Source organism: Ruminococcus flavefaciens 007c, assembly GCF_000571935.1.
In the GTDB taxonomy this organism is placed as follows: Bacteria; Bacillota; Clostridia; order Oscillospirales; family Ruminococcaceae; genus Ruminococcus; species Ruminococcus flavefaciens_F.
In genome coordinates this window covers 35,252-60,965 of sequence record NZ_ATAX01000024.1, presented here as the reverse complement: position 1 = coordinate 60,965, position 25,714 = coordinate 35,252, and the positions used below count along the sequence as shown (strand labels likewise).

Here is a 25,714-nt window from a genome sequence, read left to right as displayed (position 1 = left end):
TCCTTTTATTTTTTGAAATAAGAATCAAGTACCTCTATAAGCCTATAATTTTCCATTTCAGTACCTGCCGTTATCCTTATCGCACCTTTGAATTTTCTTATTGCAATAGAATTGTCAAGCATATACTTATATATTTCTTCGTATTTGTCCGTTACAATGAAAACAAAATTTGTACAAGGCTCAAAAATCTTTTCAAAACAAGAATACTTTTCATTTATCGACAAAATATCCTTGTAAAGCTTTTTAGTATTTCTGATGATTGTATCGCAGCATTCAGCAAGATATTGTTTTTCACTTAGTATATCGGAAACGATCGTCTGAGCTACAGTATCATTGTTATAAGGTGATTTTGCAGCTCTTATCGCATTGGTGATAGTCCTGCTTGAAACTGCAAAGCCAAATCTTACTGCTGCAAGTCCTATAGCCTTTGAACAGGTCTTCAGTATAATGAGATTACTGTACTTATCCACCTCAGAAAGTATGGACTGATCCCAGAAATCCATGTAAGCCTCGTCAAGAATAACAAGGACATCTTCAAGAGACTCGATTATTTTTCTGACAGCAGTCCTGTCAAGACCGAGAGAAGTCGGATTGCAAGGGTTGGAAAATATAAGCCCCTTCGCCTTTTTTTCCTTGCAGAAGGCAATAAGCTTATCTGGATCAATAGTCAGATCTGCTTCCTTCTGGTATGTCTCTACATTAACCTCATAGAGCTGAGCATAGAACTCATACATTGAAAAATCATAGGACACGTTCACGATAGTGTCACCTGCCTCAAAGAAGCAGCCTTCGATAATGCTGATAAGCTCGTCAGAGCCATTGCCTGCACTGATAAGCTCCTCCGGAACATTATAAAGCTCCGAGAAAGCCTTTATCGGAGCCTTAGCAAGGCAGTCCGGATAACGATTAAAATCAATTTGTGAAATACTCTTTGCGATCTTCGATTTCAACTCGTCATTTAGATTAAAGCAGCTCTCGTTTGCGTCAAGTCTTATATCATAGTGTCCTGTTATTGGATCGTAGGGCACTAAATTTACCAGCTTTTTATTCAGTTTGTAACTCATAATTTATCCTTTCCAAAAAAACACCTATAGGGCAGCTGTATTTCAAGCCGCCCCATAAATTATCCTAAATGTGTGAATTCCACCATTTTTTCGGTCTTATTTATAATAACTGCGCCGCTGTGAGGGTGATTCCAGTTATGAACGGCAGAAATAAAATATACTGTCGAATTGTTTTCATGTCCCTCCCAGAATTTATTATCATAAGATACATCAAGAGTACTGTCACCTTCATAGGTCGCACTTGCTTTCGGGCTTATCTCCTTGACCTGCACTCTGCGTGAATCATTAAAATCAGAAAGCGGAATCGTATAAATCGCCTGTGCAGAATACTCATTTTCATACCGGGCTATCTGCTCAGCAGAGGTCTTGAAGTGAACACGGAAATGCCCCGTTCCCTGCAAAAAGCTTGGCAGATATTCTATACTGTAATCGCTTATATCATCAGGAAGCTTATCAGGAAAACAATCCGAATGACCATTGTGTATAAGGTCAACATACTTCCTTTGAGCATTATACTTCCACGAGGTTGTCGAACGGAATCCCTTTGCAGCAGTTAATAGAAAAAACAGTATTATCGTAACAGCAATACTGAAAAGAATCATTAGTTCAAAGAATCTTTTTCTTCCTTTTATGACGCATTGAAGCAAAGCCAGAGCCCATATCACTATCATTATAGTAGTGATAAGTCCCACTCCGACCATTACATAGGTAAATGCAGATATCAGCGTCATAAAAACAGCAATAAAAAGAAATATACTGTCTGATACTTTGTTTTTCCTTATCGCTTCAGCTTCTTTTGCATTTTCGGGCACAGTTTTTTTACCGAACATTTTTATTCAAATCTTACCTTGATAGCGTTAGCGTGAGCAGTAAGTCCCTCGCGCTCTGCGATAAGAACGATGTCGTCCTTTGCCTGTCTGAGAGCATCCTCAGTGTAGTAGGTATAAGCTGTACGCTTTGTGAAGCTTGCTACACCGAGAGGCGAGAAGAAACGAGCGGTACCGCTTGTGGGCAGAACGTGATTAGGTCCTGCATAGTAATCACCGAGAGGCTCGGAAGCATAGTGACCGAGGAATATGGAACCAGCGTTGTCAAGGCTGCCAAGAAGCTCAAATGGGTTCTCCATAAGGACTTCAAGGTGCTCGGGAGCTATCTCGTTTGCCAGCTCTACGCACTTTTCGCGGCTTTCAGCTATGATAACAGCACCGTAATCATCAAGTGACTTCTCAATGATGCTCTTTCTAGAGAGATATTCCTTCTGACGGTCTATCTCTTTGATAGTATCATCAGCAAGCTTCTCACTGGTAGTAACCATTATAGCCGATGCAAGTACATCGTGCTCAGCCTGTGACATAAGATCGGCAGCAGCAAACTTAGGATTAGCAGTGCCATCGGCAATAACAAGTATTTCACTGGGACCTGCTATCATATCTATATCCACAACTCCGTAAAGAAGCTTCTTTGCGGTCGCTACATAAATATTTCCGGGACCTACTATCTTGTCGCACTTCGGTATCTCCTCAGTACCGTACGCAAGAGCTGCAATGGCCTGTGCGCCGCCTGAAAGGAACACTCTGTCCACGCCGCAGATAGCAGCTGCAACGAGGATATCCTTGTTGGGAGTACCGTCCTTGAGGGGAGGAGTTACCATGATTATCTCTTTAACGCCTGCAATCTTTGCAGGAATAGCATTCATAAGAACACTTGACGGATAAGCAGCTGTACCGCCGGGAACGTAGAGTCCTACTCTGTGGAGACCGCGTGTACGCTGTCCCATGATTACACCGTTATCCTTGGCGGAGATAAAACTCTGCTCAACCTGTCTCTGGTGGAAATCGGCAATTTTCTCCTGTGCATTGAGAAGAGCGTCAACAAACTCCTGATCTGCTTCTGTGAGAGCATCATTGATGACCTCGCGTGGAACTTCGTAATACTGCGGAAGGTTTCCGTCAAATTTAAGTGTATAATCCTTAACAGCCTTGTCGCCGTTGTTCTTTACATTTTCTATGATCTCAGTAACAACTTCTGTGACCTTCTTGTTTGTCTCGCCGCTTCTCTTTTTAAGGTCAGCGAGGAAAGCCACTTCGTCAGTACCGTTTGCAAATATTTTCTTCATCAAAGATTCTCCTCTATAAGTGTGATAAGTCTGTCTATTTCAGCGTGTCTCATCTTCAGGCTTACGGTGTTTGCGATAAGTCTTGCAGAGATAGGTGCAACGTCCTCGATAACTTCAAGTCCGTTTTCTTTAAGAGTAGTACCTGTCTCAACAATATCAACGATACCGTCTGCAAGTTCAAGGAGAGGTGCCAGCTCAACAGAGCCCTCTATCTTGATTATCTCGGTATCCATCCCCTTCTTCTCAAAGAAGCTTCTTGCCACGTTGGGATACTTTGTTGCGATAGTCTTTATACCGTAACCACTGTAAAAGTCGTAGCCCTTCTTAGTAGCAAGAGCGAACTTGCACTTTCCGAAGCCGAGATCAACAAGCTCATAGAACTTACCCTTCATCTCCATAATGGTATCCTTGCCAACAACGCCCATGTCGCACACACCATGCTCCACATAGGTGATAACGTCATTTGCCTTTGCAAGAACTACTTCAAGATTAGCATCAGGTACAGGAAGAATAAGCTTTCTTCCCTTTTCGCGTACAGCTGTGCAGTCAAATCCAAGCATCTCAAGAAGTCCAACTGTATCCTTTTCAAGTCTGCCCTTAGTAAGAGCCATTCTTATAGGCTTGTTCATATGTTGACCTCCTTGCTCTCTCCGTCTATAACAACTACTTTTGCAATCTTCTTTTCCATAGCATACTCACGAACGCTTTCAAGGTCATCAAAAAGTGCATTTTCCACGATAAGCCCCTGTTCGCGGAGTTCACGGGCAGTTTTGAGTGCTGCGACCTCACAGCCCTCCTCGGCATATACAATAACGTCAGCCTTCGGCTCGGCAGGAAGAACGTCGCTCTTCTCAAACAGCTTAGCAACAGCATTGATATTTACCGCAAAGCCGATAGCAGGAACATCATATCCAAACTCGGAGATAAGCTTGTCATAGCGACCGCCGGAGAGAACTTCCTCACCGTGTCCCTGTAAATAGCCCTTTATAATAAGACCTGTGTAGTAGTCTGTCTTGTTTACAAGTCCAAGATCAACGGTTATTGAACCGTCACCGCCGCAAAGCTCGGAAGCATCGGTATATACCTCCTTAAGCTCGTCAAGGATACGCTTAATATTTTCATCAGGCATGAGTTCCTCAGCCTTATCAAATACTTCTTCTCCGCCGAAAAGTGCGGGAAGCTTTTTGAGAGCATTGGTAACAGGAGAATTTCCGAAGCTGTCAAGCATATCATTAAGCGCAGGGAAATTCTTGTTTTCGATAAGCTTTCTTATAGCCTCTTTATCCTTATCGGAAGCCTCAAGCTTTCCTACGAGCTCTTTAAAAATGCCTATATGTCCGAGCTCGAGCGAAAACTCCATTCCGAAGGAGCTGAGAGAATCAACCGCTGTTGAAATAACCTCAAGATCAGCCATTTTAAGCTGGGAACCTATCAGCTCAATTCCTGTCTGTATAACTTCATCGCTTCTGCCCTTGAGAGATGGCTCGGTAGTATAAACTGCCTGAGCATAACAAAGCTTCAGCGGAAGATCTGCGTCTCTGAGTCTTGTTGCAACTATTCTTGCAATAGGCATAGTATTATCAGGACGCATAACAAGAAGTCTTCCCTTGCTGTCTGTAAGCTTATAGAGATTTTCCTGCGGGAAATAGCGGGAATTCAGATTAAATACATCATAGAATTCCAGACCGGGAGTAATCGTCTCGCTGTATCCGATGCTTCTGAAAAGTCCCATAAGTGAATTTTCTATATTTCGTCTTACTATACACTCACCAAAAAGGAGATCCTTTGTTCCTTCAGGAGTTATAAGATCATAATTCTTCATATTTACCTCCTTATTACAATCGCTTTAGTCTGCTAACATGATAATATGATAACATATTACTAAAAGAAAGTCAAGTTAAAAGAAGGACATCTGTGTTGATTCAGGCAAATCACCAAATGCTCCTATGGTTTTCAACATATCTATTGTTGTTTTTGACGCTCCGCTCTCGGACTGGAATTCCTCTATTGACATGAATCCGCCCTTCTGCACAGCCTCGTAAATGCCCTTGGCAGCATTGTCTCCAACTCCGCTCATTGCAGAGAACGGTATTCTCAGCTTACCGTCTTCAACGAGGTAATCAGTAGCATGAGACTTGAAAAGATCGATGGGCAGAAATTCATAACCTCTTGACATCATTTCATTGGTGATAAGAAGTATATCATAAAGAGCGCTGTCCTTGTTGGTCCTGTCGTTGCCAAGAGCTTTTATCTCTTCTATTTTAGCACGAACTGCACCTATGCCCTTAACTGCCAGCTCTGCATCAAAATCTTCGCCTCTTACAGAGAAATATGTAGCATAGTACTCAAGAGGCATATGCAGCTTGAACCAACCAAGCTTTATAGCTGCGATAACGTAAGCCGCCGCATGAGCCTTCGGGAACATATACTTGATCTTCAGACAGCTCTCAATGTACCATTCGGGTACATTGTGGTCGCGGAGCATCTGGATTATCTCAGGTGTGAACTGCTTCGGTGCCTTGCCTTTACGAGTCCATTCCATTATCTGGAACGCCATTTTCGGCTCAACACCTTTATATAATAAGTAAGTCATAATGGAGTCACGGGTTCCGATAACGTCGGAAATCGTACATACACCATTATCTATAAGGTCTTTAGCATTTCCCAGCCAAACGTCAGTACCATGTGAAAGTCCGGAGATCTGAAGGAAGTCACTGAACTTAGTAGGCTTAGCATCCAGAAGCATCTGTATGGTAAAACCTGTACCCATTTCAGGTATGCCGAGGCTACCTGTCTTGCAGTATATATCCTCGGGAGTAACTCCCAGCACATCGCAGTTTGTACACATACGGATTACGTCCGGATCTGAGGTGGGAACGTCCTTGATCTTGATACCTGTAAGATCTTCAAGATGCTTGTACAATGTAGGAACAACGTGTCCAAGCTCGTCAAGCTTAAGTATCGTATCATGAAGGGAGTTGAATGTGAAATGAGTAGTTATGATCTCCGAATCCGCTGTATCGGCAGGATGCTGAACGGGAGTAAAATCATAAACATCATAATCTGAAGGAACAACGACCATTCCTCCGGGATGCTGACCTGTGGTCCTCTTGATACCCGTACAGCCGATAGCAAGACGGCTCATTTCAGCGTTGTTAAGAGTTATGCCGTTTTCCTCGCAGTACTTCTTAACATAACCGTAGGCGGTTTTTTCGGCAACTACGGATATTGTACCTGCTTTAAATACATTTGATTTACCGAAAAGCTTTTCAGTATATCTATGCGCCCAGAACTGATATTCATCAGAGAAATTTAGGTCAATATCGGGCGCTTTATCACCGTCGAAACCAAGGAAGGTCTCAAAGGGTATATCATGTCCTTCACGGTTCATGTCCTTTCCGCAGTCAGGACATTTCTTAGGCGGCAGATCGAAGCCTGAACCGTAAACACCGTCCAGCAGGAACTCACTGTGTTTGCAGTTCGGACAAACATAATGGGGCGGAAGCGGATTTACCTCCGAGATTCCGGCCATAGAAGCCACGAATGAGGAACCAACGGAACCACGAGAACCAACGAGATATCCATTATCTACAGAATTCCATACAAGCTTCTGGGCTATGATATAAAGCACCGAGAAGCCGTGCTTTATAATAGATGAAAGCTCACGGTCAAGGCGCTTTTCAACAAGCTCCGGAAGCGGATCACCGTATATTTCATGTGCCTTATCATGAGTGATCTTTACAAGTTCTTCCTCAGCGCCGTCGATAGTCGGAGTAAACGTTCCTTTGGGTATCGGACGCACAACCTCTATCTGATCGGCAATAAGATTAGTATTCGTTATAACTACTTCTTTTGCTTTTTCATCGCCAAGATACTCAAATTCTGCGAGCATTTCCTCTGTTGTCCTCAGATATAAAGGAGCCTGCTCTTCAGCATCCTTGAAGCCCATGCTTGCAAGGATTATCTTACGGTAAATAGCGTCTTTAGGATCCATAAAGTGAACATCACAGGTTGCACAGGTGGGTTTCCCCAGTCTGTCACCCATTTCGACGATATATCTGTTGAAATCCCTCAGTTCATCATCATCTCTTGCAACTCCGTCACGAACCATGAACTCATTGTTTCCTATGGGCTGTATTTCAAGATAATCATAGAATCCGGCAAGAGAATCGATATATTCCCGATCTCTCATATTAAGCATAGCCTGGAAGACCTCGCCCGCCTCACAAGCGCTTCCGTAAATAAGTCCTTCCCTATGCTCTATGAGCTTGGATTTCGGAATAAGAGGCTTCTTGTAGAAGTACTCAAGGTTACTGAGGGATACGAGCCTGTAAAGATTTTTAAGTCCTGCCTGATTGCGTACAAGAATTATGAAGTGGTAGCTTTTCAGCTTTTTGACCTCGATCTCGTCCACAAGAATATTGAGCTGCTGAATAGTGGAAAAGCTTCTTTCAGTTTTAAGTCTGCCAATCAGCTCTATATATATCTTGGCAAGCATAAGAGCATCATCAGAAGCACGATGATGATCAAATTTGCCTAATTTAAGCTGCTTAGCAACAAGATTAAGCTTATGACGTCCCATATCAGGCAGCATCGACTGACACATTACAAGTGTATCCACCCAAGTATACGGAAAATCAATATTCTGACGAGTACATACCTGATTTATCATATTGGTATCATATCTTGCATTATGAGCTACAAGTACAGGCTTATCACCGCAAAATTCCATAAACATACGAAGTGCTTCAGCTTCATCGGGAGCATTTGCAACATCCGCATCACTTATTCCTGTAAGCTCTGTTATACGCTCGGGGATATGAAATCCGGGATTAACTTTTGTGTTGAAGCTGTCAACGACCTGAAGATTTTTAAGCTTGACAGCACCGATCTCCGTAAGGCGGTCATTTCTGAAGCTCAGACCTGTGGTTTCAACGTCAAAGATTATGATCTCGTCGTCAAAACTGCGGTCATCATCTCCATAAACTACCATTTCACGTTCAATATCATTTATAACATAAGCCTCCATGCCGTAAATGACTTTGAAGTTTTTTGGCATATTATACATACAGTCGGGAAAAGCCTGTACACAGCCATGATCTGTTATAGCCATAGCCTGATGTCCCCATTCAGCGGCTCTGTTAATAAGCTTAACAGGATCTGTAACAGCATCCATGGCTGACATATTGGTATGACAATGAAGTTCCACGCGCTTTTCGGGATAATTGTCCATTTTGGGGATCCGTTTAACTTTGATGAGCGAATTTGCCGATATAACAATATCACGTGCATACGAATCATAGTCAAGTTTACCGGATACAAGAACAGTTGCACCGCTTTTTATTGAACCAAGCTTTAATTCTTCAACTTCTTTATTCGTTGCGAATATCTTTACCTTGAGTGAACCGCTGTAATCGGTGATATCATAGGTAACGACTGTTTTCTCGTTGCGTACTTCTTTAAGCTCGGAGGCAAAAACATCACCAACAACAACAGTTTTTTCTCCAAGCTGCTGTACAGCCTCACAAATAGGTACAGGTTTTTCACGTATAGCCCTGCCTTTGATTACCTCAGCCGACTCAGCATCAAATTCCTTATTAAGTGCTCCGATGTCAATTGTAGCTGTGGGTATAACCGATTTCATCTCTTCCTGTTTTATCTCATCAGCAGTCTTATCGGGAATGAGCTGATCACTGTAATCCGGCATATCAGCTTCAATACGTTCGATCATTTCATCAAACTGTTCCTTGCTTACGGAGCTTTCACCGTCAAGCAATACCTTTATCCTCACACCGAACTGATTGTATATCATACGTGAAAAGCTCAGACAGAAGCTGAATTTATCCAGTATATCCCTTCCGCCATGAACTATCCTTATCCTTAGCTCTCCTTCGGAAAGTCTTACGTCGGCATCATCAAGGAATCCGTTGACAACAGGAATATCACGTTTTATAAGCTTTATAAGCTCCCCATAGCATTCCATCCCAAACTTTTCAGAGGGATAACGACAGGCAAGACGCACCTGATCAACTTTAATTGCAGTTTCCATTGCCTTTTCAAAGGCAAAAACGTCATCACTCGGAACTACATCATCAAAGCGTGCGTGAAAACGTATACTATCCAGCTTCTCGGTATATGTAAGCTTGAATATCTCGCCGCTGAGAACTGTCTCAGGCAGATCAGAGGTATATTCCTTTAAGAATTCGGATATTTTTACTTGCATTTGTCAACGTCCTTTAAACAAAAATTGATGTCATGATCTCAAAGATCATGATCATTATATATGATTATAAAAGCTCGATCTCCTTCAGAAGCTCCGGAACAATATCTTCTTCTCTGACCTTACGCTGAGAACCGTCTTTTTTGAAAATAATTGCACAGCCGTCGCCGCCTGCGATGCCAATATCTGCTTCACGAGCTTCTCCGGGACCGTTTACGATACAGCCCATAACAGCAACCGTTATATCTTTATCCATGTCCTTTACAGCTTCTTCCACCAGCTTGGCGGCCTTTACCAGATCAATGCGGGTTCTTCCGCAAGTAGGACATGATACAAGTCTGACACCGCCGCGCTTGCCAATGCTTTTTAAAATATCCTTTGCGGCATATATCTCGCGTACAGGATCATCAGTAAGAGAAACACGTATTGTTTCACCTATGCCATCACATAAAAGCGAACCGATACCTATAGCTGACTTTATAAGTCCCATTCGTTCCGTTCCTGCCTCTGTTACACCGAGATGGAGCGGATAATTGCATTTCTTTGCAGCAAGTCTGTATGAAGCGATCATCTTGCTGACATCGGAGGACTTGATAGATATAACAATATCATTGAAATCAAAGCGTTCAAGCATTGCTGCATGATTAAGAGCACTTTCAACAAGAGCCTCAGGTGTAGGAGAACCGTATTTCGCAAGAAGCTCCTTTTCAAGCGAACCCGAATTAACTCCTATTCGTATCGGTATAGCCTTTGATCTGCAAGCATCAACAACAGCTTTTACCCTGTCCATACCACCGATATTTCCAGGATTAATACGTATTTTATCAACGCCTGCGGCTGCTGACTCAAGTGCGAGCTTGTAATCGAAGTGAATATCTGCAACAAGGGGGATACTGACAGCTTTTTTTATGGCAGGAATAAGCTTTACAGCCTCCATATTCGGAATAGCCGCACGAATGATCTCACAGCCTGCCTTCTCAAGCTCGACCGCCTGTTTTACGCTTCCTTCTATATCATCCGAACGCATATTGAGCATTGACTGTATATATATGTGTTTTCCGTCGAGGACACAGTCCCCTACCTTTACAGGTCTGACATTTCTCATAACATTCCTCCATCAGAATAATCTATAATGTTAGCTTTGCACCATCTGAAGTTACCAACGTATCGGCAAATATTTCTCTGAGCGTTTCTTCGTAAACCGAAGGCTCCTTCTCAGCAGGACTGTAATGTGTGAGCCAAAGTCTTTTTACACCTGCACATTTTGCAATAGCGCAGGCATCCTGCATAAGCATATGCCTCTTTTCATTCATAGATGCCTTCTTTTCGGGATTCCCGTACATACCCTCACAGATAAATATATCCGCATCCGAAGCAAATACACCGATATCATCTATGGGAAGAGTGTCCGTAACATAGGTAATTTTAAGAGGGACTTTTCTTTCTTCGGTAACATCTTCGGGAGCGATAATAGTGCCATCCTCAAGTATGATCTTTTCACCGCAGTGCAGCTTCTTCCAGTACTCAACAGGCACTTTCAGCTCCTTTGCCTTCTGCGGAAGAAAAGTAGGTTTGCGTTCAAAAATAAGACTGTAGCCCACACACGGGACTCTGTGAGAAAGGGGCTGTACTGCGATTTTTAGCAAAGGATCGATCATATCTGCTGAAAAGATGACCTGACGATCCTCGGGCAGCCCATAAAAACGCACTGTGTACGGAAGGCCTCCGCATATAGTCATCAGATTTTCCAGTATGCTTATGCTGCTTTCTGGAGCAGCAATATCAAGAGGTTCGGTACGCGAACTGTTACCGATGGACAAAAGAAGTCCAGGAAGTCCCGATATATGATCCGCATGACAATGTGTGATAAGAATGAGATTTATCCTGCTCATTTTAAGGCCATGCTTTGCAATTGCAACCTGTGTACCTTCGCCACAGTCTACAAGAATAGCTTTACCGTTATAACTTACATAAAGACTGGTCAGAAATCTGTCTTTCAGCGGCATCATGCCGCCTGTTCCGAGAAGACAAACGTCAACCATGACTGCCTCCGCTTATGAGTTTAACAATGTCATTATAAGTTGCAAATATCATAACACCGAAAAGAAGTACCATTCCCGCTAAGTGAACATATCCCTCGTGCTCTGGCTTTACGGGCTTTCTGCGGATAAGCTCTATAAAACAGAAAAGCAGACGTCCGCCGTCAAGTCCCGGGATAGGCAGAAGGTTAAAGATACCGACATTTATGGAAATGAGCGCAGTCAGGTAAATAACATTATAAAGAGCGTCAATAAAGCTTTTAGTATTCTCGGCTGAAGAACTGATAACAGACACGACACCTACAGGACCAGAAACATCTTCCTTCTTCATATTTCCCGTAAACATCTGCTTGAGAGAAAGACCGACAATATGTGTCATTGACATAAAAATGTCACCTGAGCCTTTTATAACAGTAAGAGGATTCTTGTTCTTATAGATAACTCCGAAATCGACGGCTCCTCCGCCCTCTTCCTTCTTGTGGAAAACTACATCATCAATGGTCTTCCTGCTTCCGTTACGTTTAACAATAACTCTATGTCCCTTTGATTTGTCAAGAGTATCAAAAATATAGTTCAGATCAAGTGTACTGTACACTCTTGTACCATCAATAGAAATAATCTTATCATCTCTCATAAGGCCTGTTTCATAGCTCTCGGCGATATAACTTATCTCCCCGTTATCGCTCTGTGCTTTGCAGAAATCACTGATTATTGTTGTAGGCACGGCGTCCATCATGCTCACAAGAACAATCAGCATAACAAAACCGAGCACAAAATTCATACCTGCACCGGCAGCAAGTACAATAATACGCTTCCAGAGCTTTGCATTACGGAAGCTTCTCGGATCACTGTTTGTAGAATCCTCGCCTTCCATAGCGCAGTATCCTCCGACAGGCAGAAGTCTGAGAGAATATTTGGTTTCGCCCTTCTTTTTCTGAAGTATCTTTGGTCCCATACCGATTGCAAACTCAATAACCTTTATACCGCTGAGCTTTGCACAGATAAAATGACCGAACTCATGTACTGTTACAATAAGTCCGAAAACAAGAATCGCAATTACAATACCCATTTGTTTATTCCTTTCTTAATACAGGAGTTTATTTAGCTTCTATATGTTTCCTTACATACTCCCTTGCAGCCTTATCCGACTTCATTACATCATCATAGGTCCTGATATCCGATATATCAAACTTATCAAGAACAGATGAAACGATCTCACCGATCTCAATAAATTCAATCTCATCATGCAGAAATGCCCGGACTGCCTCTTCATTTGCCGAATTAACAAGGCACGGATAAGCTCCTCCGCGCTTGATCGCTTCAATTGCAGCCGAAAGGCACTTAAATGTTGCATAATCAGGCTTTTCAAAGGTCAGCTTTCCGTAATCGGTAAGCGAAAGCCTTCCTGTCGGACAGCTTACTCGATCGGGATATAATAAAGCATACTGAATAGGTATCTTCATATCAGGAACACCAAGCTGAGCGATCACAGAATAATCATTATACTCAACAGCAGAATGTACAACGCTCTGACGATGTACCACAATCTCTATCTGATCAGGAGCAAGATCAAATAACCACTTTGCTTCGATAAATTCAAGTCCTTTATTCATAAGTGTAGCAGAGTCTATGGTTATTTTATTCCCCATGTCCCAGTTGGGATGATGTAAAGCCTGTGCTTTTGTAACCGTTTTCAGCTCATCATAGCTTCTTCCGAAGAATGGTCCGCCTGAAGCTGTAAGTATAATTTTGCTCAGCTGTGAACGTTTATTTCCCTGCAGGCACTGAAAAATAGCAGAATGTTCACTGTCAACAGGATATATCCTTACTCCTCTGTCCGCAGCGGCCTTCATTACCAGCTCGCCGCCCGCAACAAGAGTTTCCTTATTGGCAAGAGCGATATCCTTACCCGCACTGATAGCAGTAAGCGTAGGAAGAAGTCCTACCATACCAACAACAGAATTAAGGATTATATCAGCCTCATCAAGAGAAGCAAGAGTACATAATCCGTCCATACCTGTCAGCAGCCTGACATTCATATCACCGATCCTGCTTTTTAGATCGCTGTATTTGTCTTCGTTATATATGCAGGCATAAGAAGGCTTGTATTTTCTGATCTGCTGCTCCAAAGCTTCAACACTGCTGTGCGCGGCAAGAGCTGCAACCCTGAGTCCGTGTTTCTCGCACACCTCAAGAGACTGTGTACCGATAGAACCTGTCGAGCCAAGTATCGACACCGTTTTATTCATTATATTTTCCCCTTTTCACGGAAATAACTTCCAGATGGTTATTTTCTTAAAGTCCTTTATAAAATGCGAAAGGGACTATCCGCAAATAGTCCGTTTCATAAAACACCAAAAATGGTGATAAATACATAAAATGTGGGCAGCACAAAGAGAACGCTGTCAAAGCGATCCATAAGTCCACCGTGTCCCGGCATTATCTTTCCGTAGTCCTTGAATCCGATCTGACGCTTTACCATTGAAGCAGAAAGATCACCGACCGTACCTATAACAGCGCATACTGCTCCCGTTATGAATGCGACAGCTGCTCTTTTGCCTGTGAATCCATAATATAATGAAAAAGCAACCGCGTAAGTTATGGCCGTTGTAAGGATACCGCCGACAAGTCCTTCAATAGTTTTCTTCGGACTGATCTCAGGACAGAGCTTGTGTTTGCCGATGGCTACTCCGGTAAAGTATGCTCCCGTATCTGCTATCCATGCACCGCAGAGTCCCATAATAAGCAGGAACAACCCGTTTTCGGAGTCATATCTTTCTATACGAACCATAGTATTCATAGCCTGCGGTACAAGTATCATTACAGCAAGTACAAAGAATACCTGCTCGTAACGTATCTCCTTATGCTTTTTGAGCCAGGTTATGAAGACAACAAAGGCACAAAGGAGTACTATGCCGAACACATATATATTGTAATCGTCCGCCAAACGCCATGCATGGAAGTCGTGATGCACATTTCCTTCCTCATAGACAGGTCCGGCAATAGAAAGCTTTGTAAGATAGCCATACAGTGTAGGCACTGCTATACCGCATACCTCTGCCGCCAAAAGTATCGGGATACACTTGTGGAGCTTCACTGCGCGTAGAAGCTCAAAAAGCATAACCGCAATTATAGCTGCTACTGCAATTGGCAGAACTATGGTATCATGAAAGAAAAGTACAGCCCCCAGCAGTACAACGCCCACTGCTCCCGAAATGATTCGTGTCAGCATCATACACCTCCGAAGCGGCGGTTTCTGTTGCCATACTCGATAAGCGCCTTGTCAAGCTCTTTAGGCGTAAAATCAGGCCAGAGAATATCAGTATAATAGAATTCAGCATATGCACACTGCCATATGAGATAATTTGAGATTCTCTGCTCTCCGCTGGGACGTATAAGAAGATCGACATCGGGATAACCGGTTGTATAAAGATTATCAGAAACAGCCTGTTCGTCAATGTCTGCGGGAGAGATCTCGCCTTTTACAGCTTTCTCCGCAAGAATCCTTGCAGCACGTGCTATTTCATCACGTCCGCCGTAGTTTACAGCCATAAGGATAGTCATTTCTGTATACTGAGCAGAATCCGCCTCGAGCTTTTCCATCTTTTCACGTATATCAGGATCAAAAGCGCTCTTGTCCCCAAGAAAAACCATACGTGTGTTCTCGCTCAGAAAATTTCGTACATCGGCAAGATAATCACGGAAAAGGTTCATAAGAGCGCCGACCTCATCCTGTGAGCGCTTCCAGTTTTCAGTTGAAAAAGCATAAAAACTTATGGTTTTAAGTCCAATATCCTTACAATGGCGCACTATCTTCCTGAAATTCTTTGCGCCCTCGCGATGTCCGAGTGAACGTGGCAGACCGCGCTTTTTAGCCCATCTGCCGTTTCCGTCCATGATAAAACCCACGTGCTCGGGAAGAACCTCGGGCAAAGCAAGCTCTGTTTTTTCTTTTTTACCGAATAAAGCCATTATAACTCCTATTAAACAGTCATGATCTCTTTTTCTTTATCTGCGACCATCTTATCGATGTCGTCGCACATCTTATCTGTAAGATCCTGAACCTTCTTCTCGCAGTCCTTGAGGTCGTCCTCTGTGATCTCCGAGTTTTTCTTCATAGTCTTGTACTTTTCCATTGTGTCACGTCTGATAGAACGGACAGTTACCTTACACTCTTCACCGTACTTCTTTATGCTCTTGCAGAGCTCCTTACGGCGATCCTCAGTCAGCTGCGGAAAAGCAAGACGAATAACATTTCCGTCATTTACAGGCTGAATGCCGATATCAGAAGCCTGGATAGCCTTTTCGATAAGCTTGAGAGTTGACTTATCCCAGGGCTGAATAACAAGTATTCTTGCCTCTGATACAGATATTGCAGCCATCTGGTTTACAGGAGTAGCTGCTCCGTAATAATCTACCATAACCTTATCAAGAACGGCAGGATTTGCACGTCCTGCACGGATTGAGGCAAATTCATTTCCGAGAGCATTAAGGCTCTTATTCATTTTTTCCTTTGCGATATTAAGCTGTTCTTTCATTAATGTAACATTCCTTTCAGTATAAATTTTATCAGTCTTCGGAAACTACTGTTCCGATATTTGCGCCCATTACGGCATCGTAAATATTATCGGGACGGCTGAGATCAAAAACGAGCATCTTCATATGATTATCCCGGCACATAGCAGCTGCTGTACTGTCCATTACTCCGAGATCCTCCCCTATCACCTGTGTAAAAGTGAGAGTCTCATATTTCTTTGCGTCATCATACTTATGCGGATCCTTATCGTAAACACCGTCAACAAGAGTTGCTTTAAGAAGAATATCAGCATCGATCTCAACTGAACGCAGAGCAGCTGCTGTATCAGTCGAGAAGAACGGGTTACCTGTTCCGCAGCCGAATATAACTATTCTGCCCTTATCAAGGTGCCTTACAGCTCTGTTGCGTATATAAGGCTCTGCAATAGCAGCCATCTGAAGAGCAGTCTGCACTCTTACAACACAGCCAAGGGACTCCAGTACATCAGCAAGAGCAAGAGCATTCATTGTAGTTGCAAGCATTCCCATATGATCAGCACGGGTTCTGTCCATAGCTCCGCTTGAACGACCTCTCCAGAAATTGCCTCCGCCTACGACAACAGCGACCTGAGCACCTGCATCTGAACACTTTTTGATACTCTTACATATCTCTGTAACGACATCATAATTCAGGCCTGTCTTATTATCGCCTGCTAGAGCTTCTCCGCTGACCTTTAATAAGACTCTTTTATACTTTGGTTCCATATAAGCACCTCACAAAAAATATATCTAATGTTTATTTTACACTAATTTCAATGATATGTAAAGTATATTTTCCGAAAAATCCGAAAAAAAATACAGCATTCCCTCAAATTTCCTCGAAAAACCGCATATGCTCTTTTATCAACGTCAAATATCGTTATACTGCACAAAAATGTTGAAAATTTCTTGTCACTGTAAAAGTTCATTTTTTCTTGACATCTTCCCCTCATCGTGATATAATAATAAAGCTGATTAAGTCAGCAGTACATATGGAGAGGTATCGAAGCGGTCATAACGAGGCGGTCTTGAAAACCGTTTGACTTAACGGTCACGTGGGTTCGAATCCCACCCTCTCCGCCAATTTTTTTATCGGTGAGTTTCTCGCTCGTCGGTTTGCGGATTTACCCAAGTGGTGAAGGGGCTCCCCTGCTAAGGGAGTAGGTCGGGAAACCGGCGCGAGAGTTCAAATCTCTCAATCCGCGCCAATCAAAAACCTGTATCTTTTGATACAGGTTTTTTTATTTTTTCAAAAAAGTGTTACACTTTTCCTCTTTCTGAGTATGTATTAGTGAAGACATTCTGCAGAACGCTTTATATTGAATGAAAGGAGGCGCATTATGACAGACGAGGATATACGTGAAATTATGCATCACTCTCCGGATACAGGCTTCAGAGCCTTATTCGAAAAGTACCATCGCTATGTATATACAATAGTACACAGAATCCTCAGTGAAAAAGGCTGCTCAAAGGATATAGACGATTGTGTTGTTGATGTTTTTTCAGATGTGATAATCCATTATGATACTTCAAGTGAAGGTTCATTGCAGGCATATCTCGGCACATCAGCCAAAAATAAGGCTATCAGTCTGAAAAAATCAATTTTATCCAAAACAAGTAATTCTGTTTCAATTGAAGATTCCGAGCTTGAGCTTGCAGACAATAGTTCATTGGCAGATAATTACGAGCGTTCAGAGCTTGTAAGTATTCTTCTTGACAAAATTGATACGCTTGGCAAGCCCGATTCGGATATTATCATTAATAAATTCTTCTTCAGCCGCAATTCACGCGAGATCAGCGATATTGTCGGTCTTTCCCCTGCTGCTGTCAGAGTACGCTGCCGAAGAGCACTCAAGAAGCTTAAAAAGCTCCTTGAACCACTTGATATTACTCTATAAAGGAGGAAAAGTCATGAAAAAAAGGAATATAAGTGAAGTTCTGAAAAATGCAGATACCAATAATTTAAAGCGTATTGCAGACTCATATGATATTATCAGTGAAGAAAAAAAAGAAAAGCTGTATTCACGTATAGCTAAAAATACAGATATTAACCCTGATACAGAGTTTATCGACCGTGTTTCGGGAGTTGAAATCCGCAGATCTTCAAATATTGCCAGGTATATCTGCTCCGCTGCTGCTTGTTTAGCCATTATCGGAGCCGTTTCCGCAGGTGCCTTTGCTAATGGTTTAAAAAAGATCCCTTCATCCGAATCCGAACCCTTATCCACAACTACGGAAACTACAACCAACGCTCCTACCGAGCCTACGACTAAAATGGAAGGCCTTCCGCCCGAATTCGACGACGAAGCCAAACTCCATGTTTTCGATATTATGATAAACAGCGCGGATAATTTCCATAAAGTATCCGGACAATACGTAAAAAAGAATACCTGCAGTGATATAATGATCGATATATGCGATTATCAGATAGATAACGACAACAAAAAAGCATATAGCCACGTTTCACGTGAGAATTTAACGTCTCCTGTCGAAAACGTTGTAAATGACGCACCTTTTGACAGTCTTGTCGACGCATACATGGGTGAACTGAATATCTACTGTACAGATACCGCAAATTACTGCCTGGATAATGTCAATAAAACATATACAATAATGGCTGAGTCCGATGAATACACAGGAAAAGGGAAAAAGCTTGATTCGAGGACAGTTGCGGGTATAATCTATAAAAAAAAATTAGATAATGATTATGAGTTTGATTTTGATGATGAAACTGTTTTCCGCAACCATTCACTTCTGTACGATGCCGCTGCTTACTCTGTTTATCCCTATGATTTCGCCTTGACCAATCTTTCGGACTTCACATCATGGGAAATCAAAGGCGAGGAGTCCTATGCCGGCAGGAACTGTTACCATATCGAAGGAAAAAATCCTCTTTATCCGTATGATAACGATACTGCAATTGATCTCCTCGCACTTGTAGATAAGGAAACCGGCTGTCTGCTGAAGTATATTTTATTTACCCCCGATGGCAGCTACTACGAATGGATGGTTACAAAAAATATCAAATTTAATGACGAAGCTGAACCTGTCTCTGTTGATTTTTCCGAATATACCAAGATGAATTTTGAGCCTGTCTCAGACGAGATCAAATATAACAGCAAGGGTGAATCCTACGGTGAAACTTCCCTGTCTATATCAGCATATGATTACGATGATCTTCCTGATCTCATTGCTTTCCATGCCTCGTTCAATTCCCCAAAAAAGGAAGGCTATGCGCGTAAGACCGAGCTTTTTGATGCTTTCCCCATTTCACCTTATGACGAAAGCAAGCGCTATGCTTCGATTATAAAAGGCGAAAATACTCCTGCGGGCATAGATATAAATATATACGACTCTGAAGGTGAAAAAGTTCTCTACACAGTAACATACTATAACCCGCCTGTTGATGATTTCCCCTGGCTTGGACACACAGACGCGAACCTAACCTTCGGTCCAATGACCGATGACAGCTACGAGCTTCTTCCTGACCTTATAAGATACGCTGTTCCTGACGATCCGGATGATACCGTATGTTATATACACAAAAGCGATATACAGGATATACTATATGAACTGCCCCGTGAAATACACATGGGATACCGCTTCAGATGGAAAAAAGATTCCGATACAGGCCTCAGAGAGATAAACTGCTATAATCTGAACGATGTATTCTCCGGTGTACTCGTATACGATCCGCAGAATTGATTATTTCAAAGCTCTTCCTTACGGAAGAGCTTTTTATTTTATCCGCAAGGTGAAAAAAACAATGCTATTTATCCTCCTCATATGTCATAAATTTATTATTTTTCACAAAAAACAAGTATATTTTTCTTACTTAATCTGCTAAAATATAATCACAGGAGGCGATTAAAGATGAAAAATCTAAATGGTTTCAATAAGGGTGTAAATCTCGGAGGCTGGCTTTCTCAATGCAGCTATGAAAAAGAACACCTAGACACCTTCGTAAATGAAAATGATTTTAAAATTATTGCATCATGGAGCGCAGACCACGTTCGTGTTCCTTTTGATTATAATATTATCGAAAACAATGACGGTACTTTTATAGAGGAAGGCTTTAAATACCTTGATAAAGCCGTTGAGAATTCCATGAAAAACGGGCTTAACCTTATTCTTGATCTGCATAAGACTGCCGGTTTTTCTTTTGACTACTACGGAGAAAGCGAAAACGGCTTCTTTGACTCCAAAGTCTATCAGGAACGTTTTTATCGTCTCTGGGAAGAAATGGCACGAAGATACGGGAAATTTGCTCCAAATGTTGCATTTGAGCTGCTTAACGAGGTCACAGACGCCGAATTCATCGACAAATGGAATATGATAGCCAAGGAATGTATAAGCAGGATAAGAAAAATCGCTCCTGATATTCTTATACTTGTTGGCAGCTACCATAATAACAGCGCTGATACCGTTCAGTTCCTTGACGCGCCTTTCGATAACAATGTAATATATAATATGCATTGCTATGAGCCTCTAAAGTTCACACATCAGGGGGCTTACTGGACAAATGCAATTGACCCCAAGGAACGGATACCTTTTGAAAACAGTGTAACATCCACTGAATACTTTGAAGATCTGTTTTCTACTGCCATTGCCAAGGCCGAGCAGTTCAACAGTGCCCTTTACTGCGGAGAATACGGCTGTATTGATGTAGTCAGTCCCGAAGATACAGTAAAATGGTTCAAAACAATCAATTCCGTATTCAGGAAGCATGGTATAGGCAGAGCGGCCTGGAACTACAAAGCTATGGATTTTGGGCTGTCCGACGCCAGACTTGACGGAGTTCGGAGCCAGCTAATTGAATTACTTTAAAAAGCTATCCCCTTTGCGTGTGCAAAGGGGATATTTTTTATCCTGCGGTTATTTCTGTTGGTTTAGGCTCATAGCCTGTTGGATCAAATGTCTTATATTCTATAGGCTTGTCGATCTCTATACTTGTTACCTTCATAGTCTGAGTATCGCCTGTTTCATTGGAGGTACAGACACTTCTCATGATTATTCCCGTTCTCATGTCGACCAGCATCTGTTTATTATATCTGCTGTTATTCTGATGTATCGCTACACATTCTCTGCCAAGAAACTCCTCAGTACCCTCGATAAACCAAGTATCAAAATCAAACATTCCGTCCGCGTCAGGGTGCAGGCACTCGTTGCTGCACCCTGTCAGGATACAGTTTGTAAACGCTCCTGCAAGTATTATCTCTCCGCCAGGAGCATAGCACTCTATGATACGGTCATTATCAGGAACGTATTCGGTCTCATATGTCTGAACATATTCATTGTCCTCAGTGTAGAACTTTGTCTTATGGTCAACTGTGATCCACTGTGTATCATTTATATACCATGTGATATGATCGTTGCCTGATTCTGAGTTCATTACAAATTCATTGTACATATATTTACCGCGGTTATCGGCTATGCTGCGCTCGGTAGATTCATAATAGCTTCCATTTTCCTCACCGGTTTCCTCATAGCTTGCATCTGCCGTATCATAATAACGGAAGCCGTTATTCAGCATATGATATACATAGCTCTTATTCTCAACTGAATTGAGCTCCTCAGTGTTCTCTGAGCTTATTATCTGCTTGATATATTTCTCTTTGTCGATCTTTTTGAAGGTATAAGTGCCATTCTGCCATGCTTTTTCCAACTCATTTACAAGCTCCTTCGCCTCTTCATAGCTTGCACATATCCTGCGTTCATGGAGCTGAAGCTCGGCGAATTCTTCCTCATTATGAGTCTCTTCAGCAGGCTGGGTAGTGGGCTCTGGGACAGTTTTTTCCACAAGATCGGCATTGACATCAAATGCAGCTATTCGCCATGATTCGTCCTTAGGTATGATCTGTATCTCTGCCGTTACTTTTCCACCGTCAGCTCTTTCATATACTCTCTTGCAGGTCACAAGACCTTTATATGCTTCAGGCTCATCTTTTTCCGAAAAGTACTGTGTATCTCCGGACAAAAGCTTGCCGCCTTCAGTAAATTTCGAAGATATAAGCTTATATTCGCTGAAATTGTAGAGCTCCTCAAAGCCCTTGTCGTAACTTGCCGTTGGTTCTATAAGACTGAGCGCATATATCTTATCATTATAAACAATAAATTTAGCCAGATACTTTTCGATCCTGCTGTCATCTTCAAAATCATATCCTACTTCAAAATTACTGAAGTCCTTACCTAAATAATCATTATACAACTCATCACAGAAAGTTTCGCTGAGTTTTGAAGTTAATTCAATATGTGTATCGAGCTCATTATCAGTCACTGCATAATATTCTCTGGTTTTATTCACTGTTGAATCGCTGGTTTCATCATAAACATCAACTTTAAACCAGATATGATCCTCATTATCTGCTCCGACAGGATACTGTGTTCTCATGATCTGCTCATAATTGCTTATAAGAGTGTCAACAACTTCGTTTTTATCCACATTGTTATTCTGTACTATAGCGTCCGTTGAAAGCTCTTCAACATCGCTGCCATGATCCATATGCTGTACTTTCTGCGATCTTGAAAGCAAAACGCCGCCCAATGCTCCTCCAAGAAGCACAAAAGCCGCAGCAGCTCCGCAGATAAAACGTATCCAGCTCGGACGATTATACCTTTCTACGCCTTCAGCTTCTTTTATGAAACCATCATCGTTTATTCTTGTATCCTCATCCTTCATAATATTATACTTTCTTTTGCTTTTCTCATATATTTTTTCTTTTTCTTTTTCCCCTGCTGCCTTATACTTATCCGCAATTCTTTCTATATCATCATCATTATCACTGAACAGATAATCAAGCTGATCTTTCATTTTATCTCCTCCTATCTTGTAAATCCGGCTGCAAACAGCATATCTTTCAGACGCTTTATTGCTCTGCTGCATCTGACTCTTACGTTGTCTGCCGATAGTTCGACTATCTCGGCTATTTCCTTTGAACTCCTGCCAAAATAATACTTCTGGATTATAATCGTGGAATCCGGTTCTCCAAGCTCATCCACCTTCTCATACAGCAATCTGCGAAGTTCTGATTCCTCGGCTGATCGAGTGACATTATCCTCTGCAACGAGCTCGCCTGCATCATCAAGCGACACATTACCATTATGTCTGCTTACTTTCCGGTATGTATCTATCGCTTTTCGCCTTGCAACCGATGCTGTAAAGGCTTTAAGCTCTCCTTGTATAACAGACTGTTTATCGAAATATACAAAGCAGTTAGCAAATACATCGCTGACACACTCATCTATATCATCTAATGAAACACTGCCCTTGAGCTTTGCGAATACGATAGTATATACATAATTGAAGTATTTATCATAAAAAAATCGCTGGCCAGCTTCTGGATCGTTCTTCAGCATCTGCTGCAACTCGTTATCCGTCATTTTCATCTCTCCTGATCATGTATACATTTTCCCCTTTCATATATTCATATCGTTAAGTACTGGCTGTCTGAAACAGCATAGCATATATTTTTATTTTTTAACATAGAAATCGACCTGTTACCTATAAAAAATTTATACAGGGGCTTTACATTTGCTGCGGAATATGGTATTATATTAGTAAATGTGAGACGAATGGTACATTTTTATTCCGTCATTTCTGCTTTATCTTACAGGGGGTCAATATGCAGATAATATTATCCGCTCTTATCGGTTACCTCATCGGCAATATCAATCCTGCATTCCTTATAGGAAAGATCAAGGGATTTGACATACGCCAGCGGGGATCGGGTAATGCGGGAGCTTCAAACACTGTTATAACTATGGGAAAAAAAGCAGGCCTTTTTGTTGCTGTTTTTGACATTTTAAAAGCCGTTGCAGCTTCATTGATCGCCGCTTTCTTATTTCCGCACGTCAGATATGCCAAGATACTGTCAGGTTCTTGCTGTATACTCGGTCACATCTTTCCTTTTTTAATGAAATTTCACGGTGGAAAAGGACTTGCATCACTGGGAGGTACCATTCTTGCTTTTAATCCTCTTGTTTTTGCAGGCCTGCTTTCCTTCGAAATAATACTCGGTTTTTCTATGGACTATGTCTGCGTCGTACCTGTTACAGGCTCGGTCATTTTTACTATGATATATGCTCTGCTTACAGGCGATCCCATCGGCACCGCAATTCTATCCGCGGTTTCCCTTGTGATCCTGTTCAAGCACATCGAAAACTTCAAACGTATCCAGAACGGCACTGAAGCTCATATAAGCTTTTTGTGGAAAAAAGATCAGGAGATCGCAAGAATAAGAAAAAACGGAAGTACTTAAAAAGTCCCTTAGGGGGCTTTTTCCTCTTTATTGCGCAAGCCGCGGCGTAAGGCAATCATGCGGCAGACAGGAGTCTTTTTTATGCAAGGAAGATCCTCGGATATGTGCGAAGGTCCTCTTATCAGCAAGATCATATTATATACCATACCTATAATTTTAACCGGTGTTTTGCAGCTTCTTTTCAATGCAGCCGACCTTGTAGTTGTCGGAAGATGCTGCGGAAGCAACTCGGTTGGTGCGGTAGGCTCAACAGGTGCCCTTATAAATCTGATGGTCAATATGTTTATCGGCCTTTCAGTTGGCGCAGGCGTTACGGTAGCTCATGGTATAGGCTCAGGCAGAAACGATGACGTAAGCAAAACTGTTCATACTGCCATTCCTACTGCTCTTATCAGCGGCGCAGTTTTGACCGTGATAGGTGTATTCTTTTCCGAATCATTCCTTCAGATGATGAAAACTCCGTCTCAGCAGCTGCATCTTGCAGCTTCTTATATGCGTATATATTTCTGCGGAACCATCGCAAGCATGATCTATAATTTCGGTTCTGCCATACTCAGAGCTGCCGGAGATACAAAAAGTCCACTATTTTTCCTTACAGCCGCCGGTGTGCTGAACGTTCTCCTCAACCTTATATTTGTAATATTTTTCAAAATGGATGTAGCCGGCGTTGCACTAGCTACAATTATCTCCCAGATATTATCGGCTGGGCTCATAATAATTGCCCTTATGAAAAGAGAAGATGCGTGCAGACTTGAGATAAAGAAGCTGCATATTTACCGGCGACAGCTCAAACGAATTCTTCAGATCGGATTTCCCGCAGGTATACAGGGTTCGCTTTTTTCTGCCTCAAATGTTATAATCCAGTCATCCATCAACTCATTCGGTCCGATAGTTAATTCCGGAAATGCAGCTGCTCAGAATATTGAAGGTTTTGTTTATACTTCAATGAATTCCTACAGTCAGACTGCTCTTAATTTTACCGGCCAGAACTTCGGAGCAGGCAAAATAGACCGTATAAGAAAAATAATGTGGATCTGCCTTATCTCTGTATTCTGCACAGGTGCAGCACTTGGTCTGATCGCTTTATTCTTCGAAAAAACACTTCTCGGTATATACATAACCGATTCTCAGGAAGCAATAAAATACGGAATGGTAAGAATGACATACATTATGCTTCCTTACTTCCTTTGCGGACTTATGGACGTTACAACGGGACTGATACGAGGACTCGGAAGCTCTGTACTGCCAATGCTGATAACAGTAGCCGGAGTCGTAGGTATAAGACTTGGCTGGATATATATTGTATTCAGAATCCCCGAGTATCACTCTATTAAAAGTCTCTATCTTTCATATGCGATTTCATGGGCAGCAACATTCCTGACAGAATTATTTGTTTTCAAAATACTGATGAGAAAAATAAAAAAACAGCAGAAATAACATAAGAAAGCCTGAGAGCTCTATGC

21 protein-coding genes and 2 tRNA genes are annotated in these 25,714 nt (G+C 42.1%); 7 read left to right on the top strand and 16 right to left on the bottom strand.

The features are described from left to right. Positions 1-5: 5 nt before the first annotated feature. The 14 genes from RF007C_RS08190 to pyrH form a co-directional block, all read right to left on the bottom strand. Positions 6-1,064, bottom strand: coding sequence for a pyridoxal phosphate-dependent aminotransferase (locus RF007C_RS08190; RefSeq protein ID WP_037299049.1), 1,059 nt, complete (start codon positions 1,062-1,064; stop codon positions 6-8). 59 nt (positions 1,065-1,123) lie between these two features. Then, positions 1,124-1,894, bottom strand: a complete 771-nt coding sequence (locus RF007C_RS08185) for a hypothetical protein (protein ID WP_037299047.1) — start codon at positions 1,892-1,894, stop codon at positions 1,124-1,126. 2 nt (positions 1,895-1,896) lie between these two features. Further along, on the bottom strand, positions 1,897-3,183 hold the full coding sequence (gene hisD, locus RF007C_RS08180; RefSeq protein ID WP_037299046.1) for a histidinol dehydrogenase: 1,287 nt from the start codon (positions 3,181-3,183) through the stop codon (positions 1,897-1,899). Further along, positions 3,180-3,809 (bottom strand): ATP phosphoribosyltransferase, encoded by a 630-nt coding sequence (gene hisG, locus RF007C_RS08175; protein ID WP_037299045.1) that lies wholly within the window; start codon positions 3,807-3,809, stop codon positions 3,180-3,182. The genes hisD and hisG overlap by 4 nt, the downstream gene beginning before the upstream one ends. After that, entirely contained in the window at positions 3,806-5,002 is a 1,197-nt protein-coding gene (hisZ, locus tag RF007C_RS08170) for an ATP phosphoribosyltransferase regulatory subunit (RefSeq protein ID WP_037299044.1), read from the bottom strand. The genes hisG and hisZ overlap by 4 nt, the downstream gene beginning before the upstream one ends. Before the next feature lie 75 nt (positions 5,003-5,077). After that, positions 5,078-9,403 (bottom strand): PolC-type DNA polymerase III, encoded by a 4,326-nt coding sequence (locus RF007C_RS08165; RefSeq protein WP_037299043.1) that lies wholly within the window; start codon positions 9,401-9,403, stop codon positions 5,078-5,080. A 64-nt stretch (positions 9,404-9,467) separates the two neighbouring features. Continuing rightward, positions 9,468-10,505: a flavodoxin-dependent (E)-4-hydroxy-3-methylbut-2-enyl-diphosphate synthase gene (gene ispG, locus RF007C_RS08160; protein WP_037299042.1), complete on the bottom strand. Its 1,038-nt coding sequence runs from the start codon at positions 10,503-10,505 to the stop codon at positions 9,468-9,470. A gap of 22 nt (positions 10,506-10,527) precedes the next feature. Further along, entirely contained in the window at positions 10,528-11,442 is a 915-nt protein-coding gene (locus tag RF007C_RS08155; protein ID WP_037299041.1) for a ribonuclease Z, read from the bottom strand. Beyond that, positions 11,435-12,508 carry a M50 family metallopeptidase gene (locus RF007C_RS08150; protein ID WP_037299040.1) on the bottom strand — a complete coding sequence of 358 codons (1,074 nt, stop codon included), beginning with the start codon at positions 12,506-12,508 and terminating at the stop codon, positions 11,435-11,437. Before RF007C_RS08150 ends, RF007C_RS08155 begins: the two co-directional genes overlap by 8 nt. Before the next feature lie 28 nt (positions 12,509-12,536). Beyond that, complete coding sequence (locus RF007C_RS08145; RefSeq protein ID WP_037299039.1) at positions 12,537-13,688, bottom strand: 1-deoxy-D-xylulose-5-phosphate reductoisomerase; 1,152 nt, start codon at positions 13,686-13,688, stop codon at positions 12,537-12,539. A gap of 95 nt (positions 13,689-13,783) precedes the next feature. Beyond that, the gene (locus RF007C_RS08140; protein ID WP_037299037.1) at positions 13,784-14,671 is read right to left on the bottom strand and encodes a phosphatidate cytidylyltransferase; all 888 of its coding nucleotides are present in this window, start codon (positions 14,669-14,671) and stop codon (positions 13,784-13,786) included. Beyond that, a complete protein-coding gene (uppS, locus tag RF007C_RS08135) occupies positions 14,671-15,411 on the bottom strand; it encodes a polyprenyl diphosphate synthase (RefSeq protein WP_037299035.1) in 741 nt (246 codons plus the stop codon). Before uppS ends, RF007C_RS08140 begins: the two co-directional genes overlap by 1 nt. An 11-nt stretch (positions 15,412-15,422) precedes the next feature. Then, a complete protein-coding gene (frr, locus tag RF007C_RS08130) occupies positions 15,423-15,977 on the bottom strand; it encodes a ribosome recycling factor (protein WP_019678593.1) in 555 nt (184 codons plus the stop codon). Between the two features lie 31 nt (positions 15,978-16,008). Then, positions 16,009-16,719, bottom strand: coding sequence for a UMP kinase (pyrH, locus tag RF007C_RS08125; protein WP_019678592.1), 711 nt, complete (start codon positions 16,717-16,719; stop codon positions 16,009-16,011). A 268-nt stretch (positions 16,720-16,987) separates the two neighbouring features. On the opposite strand from pyrH, the gene RF007C_RS08120 reads away from it, so the two are divergent. The 5 genes from RF007C_RS08120 (at position 16,988) to RF007C_RS08100 (ending at position 20,820) form a co-directional block, all read left to right on the top strand. After that, positions 16,988-17,076 (top strand) — tRNA-Ser (locus tag RF007C_RS08120). Positions 17,077-17,111: 35 nt separating this feature from the next. Next, a tRNA-Ser gene (locus RF007C_RS08115) sits at positions 17,112-17,201 on the top strand. A gap of 132 nt (positions 17,202-17,333) precedes the next feature. After that, positions 17,334-17,891, top strand: coding sequence for an RNA polymerase sigma factor (locus RF007C_RS08110; protein ID WP_019678591.1), 558 nt, complete (start codon positions 17,334-17,336; stop codon positions 17,889-17,891). 13 nt (positions 17,892-17,904) lie between these two features. Beyond that, positions 17,905-19,698 (top strand): hypothetical protein, encoded by a 1,794-nt coding sequence (locus RF007C_RS08105; RefSeq protein ID WP_037299034.1) that lies wholly within the window; start codon positions 17,905-17,907, stop codon positions 19,696-19,698. A gap of 168 nt (positions 19,699-19,866) precedes the next feature. Next, positions 19,867-20,820 carry a glycoside hydrolase family 5 protein gene (locus RF007C_RS08100; protein WP_037299032.1) on the top strand — a complete coding sequence of 318 codons (954 nt, stop codon included), beginning with the start codon at positions 19,867-19,869 and terminating at the stop codon, positions 20,818-20,820. A 37-nt stretch (positions 20,821-20,857) separates the two neighbouring features. Here RF007C_RS08100 and RF007C_RS08095 read toward each other — a convergent pair whose 3' ends face one another. Then, on the bottom strand, positions 20,858-22,804 hold the full coding sequence (locus RF007C_RS08095; protein WP_037299030.1) for a hypothetical protein: 1,947 nt from the start codon (positions 22,802-22,804) through the stop codon (positions 20,858-20,860). 11 nt (positions 22,805-22,815) lie between these two features. After that, positions 22,816-23,373: an RNA polymerase sigma factor gene (locus RF007C_RS08090; protein WP_037299029.1), complete on the bottom strand. Its 558-nt coding sequence runs from the start codon at positions 23,371-23,373 to the stop codon at positions 22,816-22,818. Between the two features lie 242 nt (positions 23,374-23,615). Here RF007C_RS08090 and RF007C_RS08085 point away from each other — a divergent pair, with 242 nt between their 5' ends. Both RF007C_RS08085 and RF007C_RS08080 read left to right on the top strand, forming a co-directional pair. Then, a complete protein-coding gene (locus RF007C_RS08085) occupies positions 23,616-24,251 on the top strand; it encodes a glycerol-3-phosphate acyltransferase (RefSeq protein ID WP_019678586.1) in 636 nt (211 codons plus the stop codon). An 81-nt stretch (positions 24,252-24,332) separates the two neighbouring features. Next, positions 24,333-25,688: an MATE family efflux transporter gene (locus tag RF007C_RS08080; RefSeq protein WP_037299027.1), complete on the top strand. Its 1,356-nt coding sequence runs from the start codon at positions 24,333-24,335 to the stop codon at positions 25,686-25,688. The last annotated feature ends 26 nt before the right edge of the window (positions 25,689-25,714 follow it).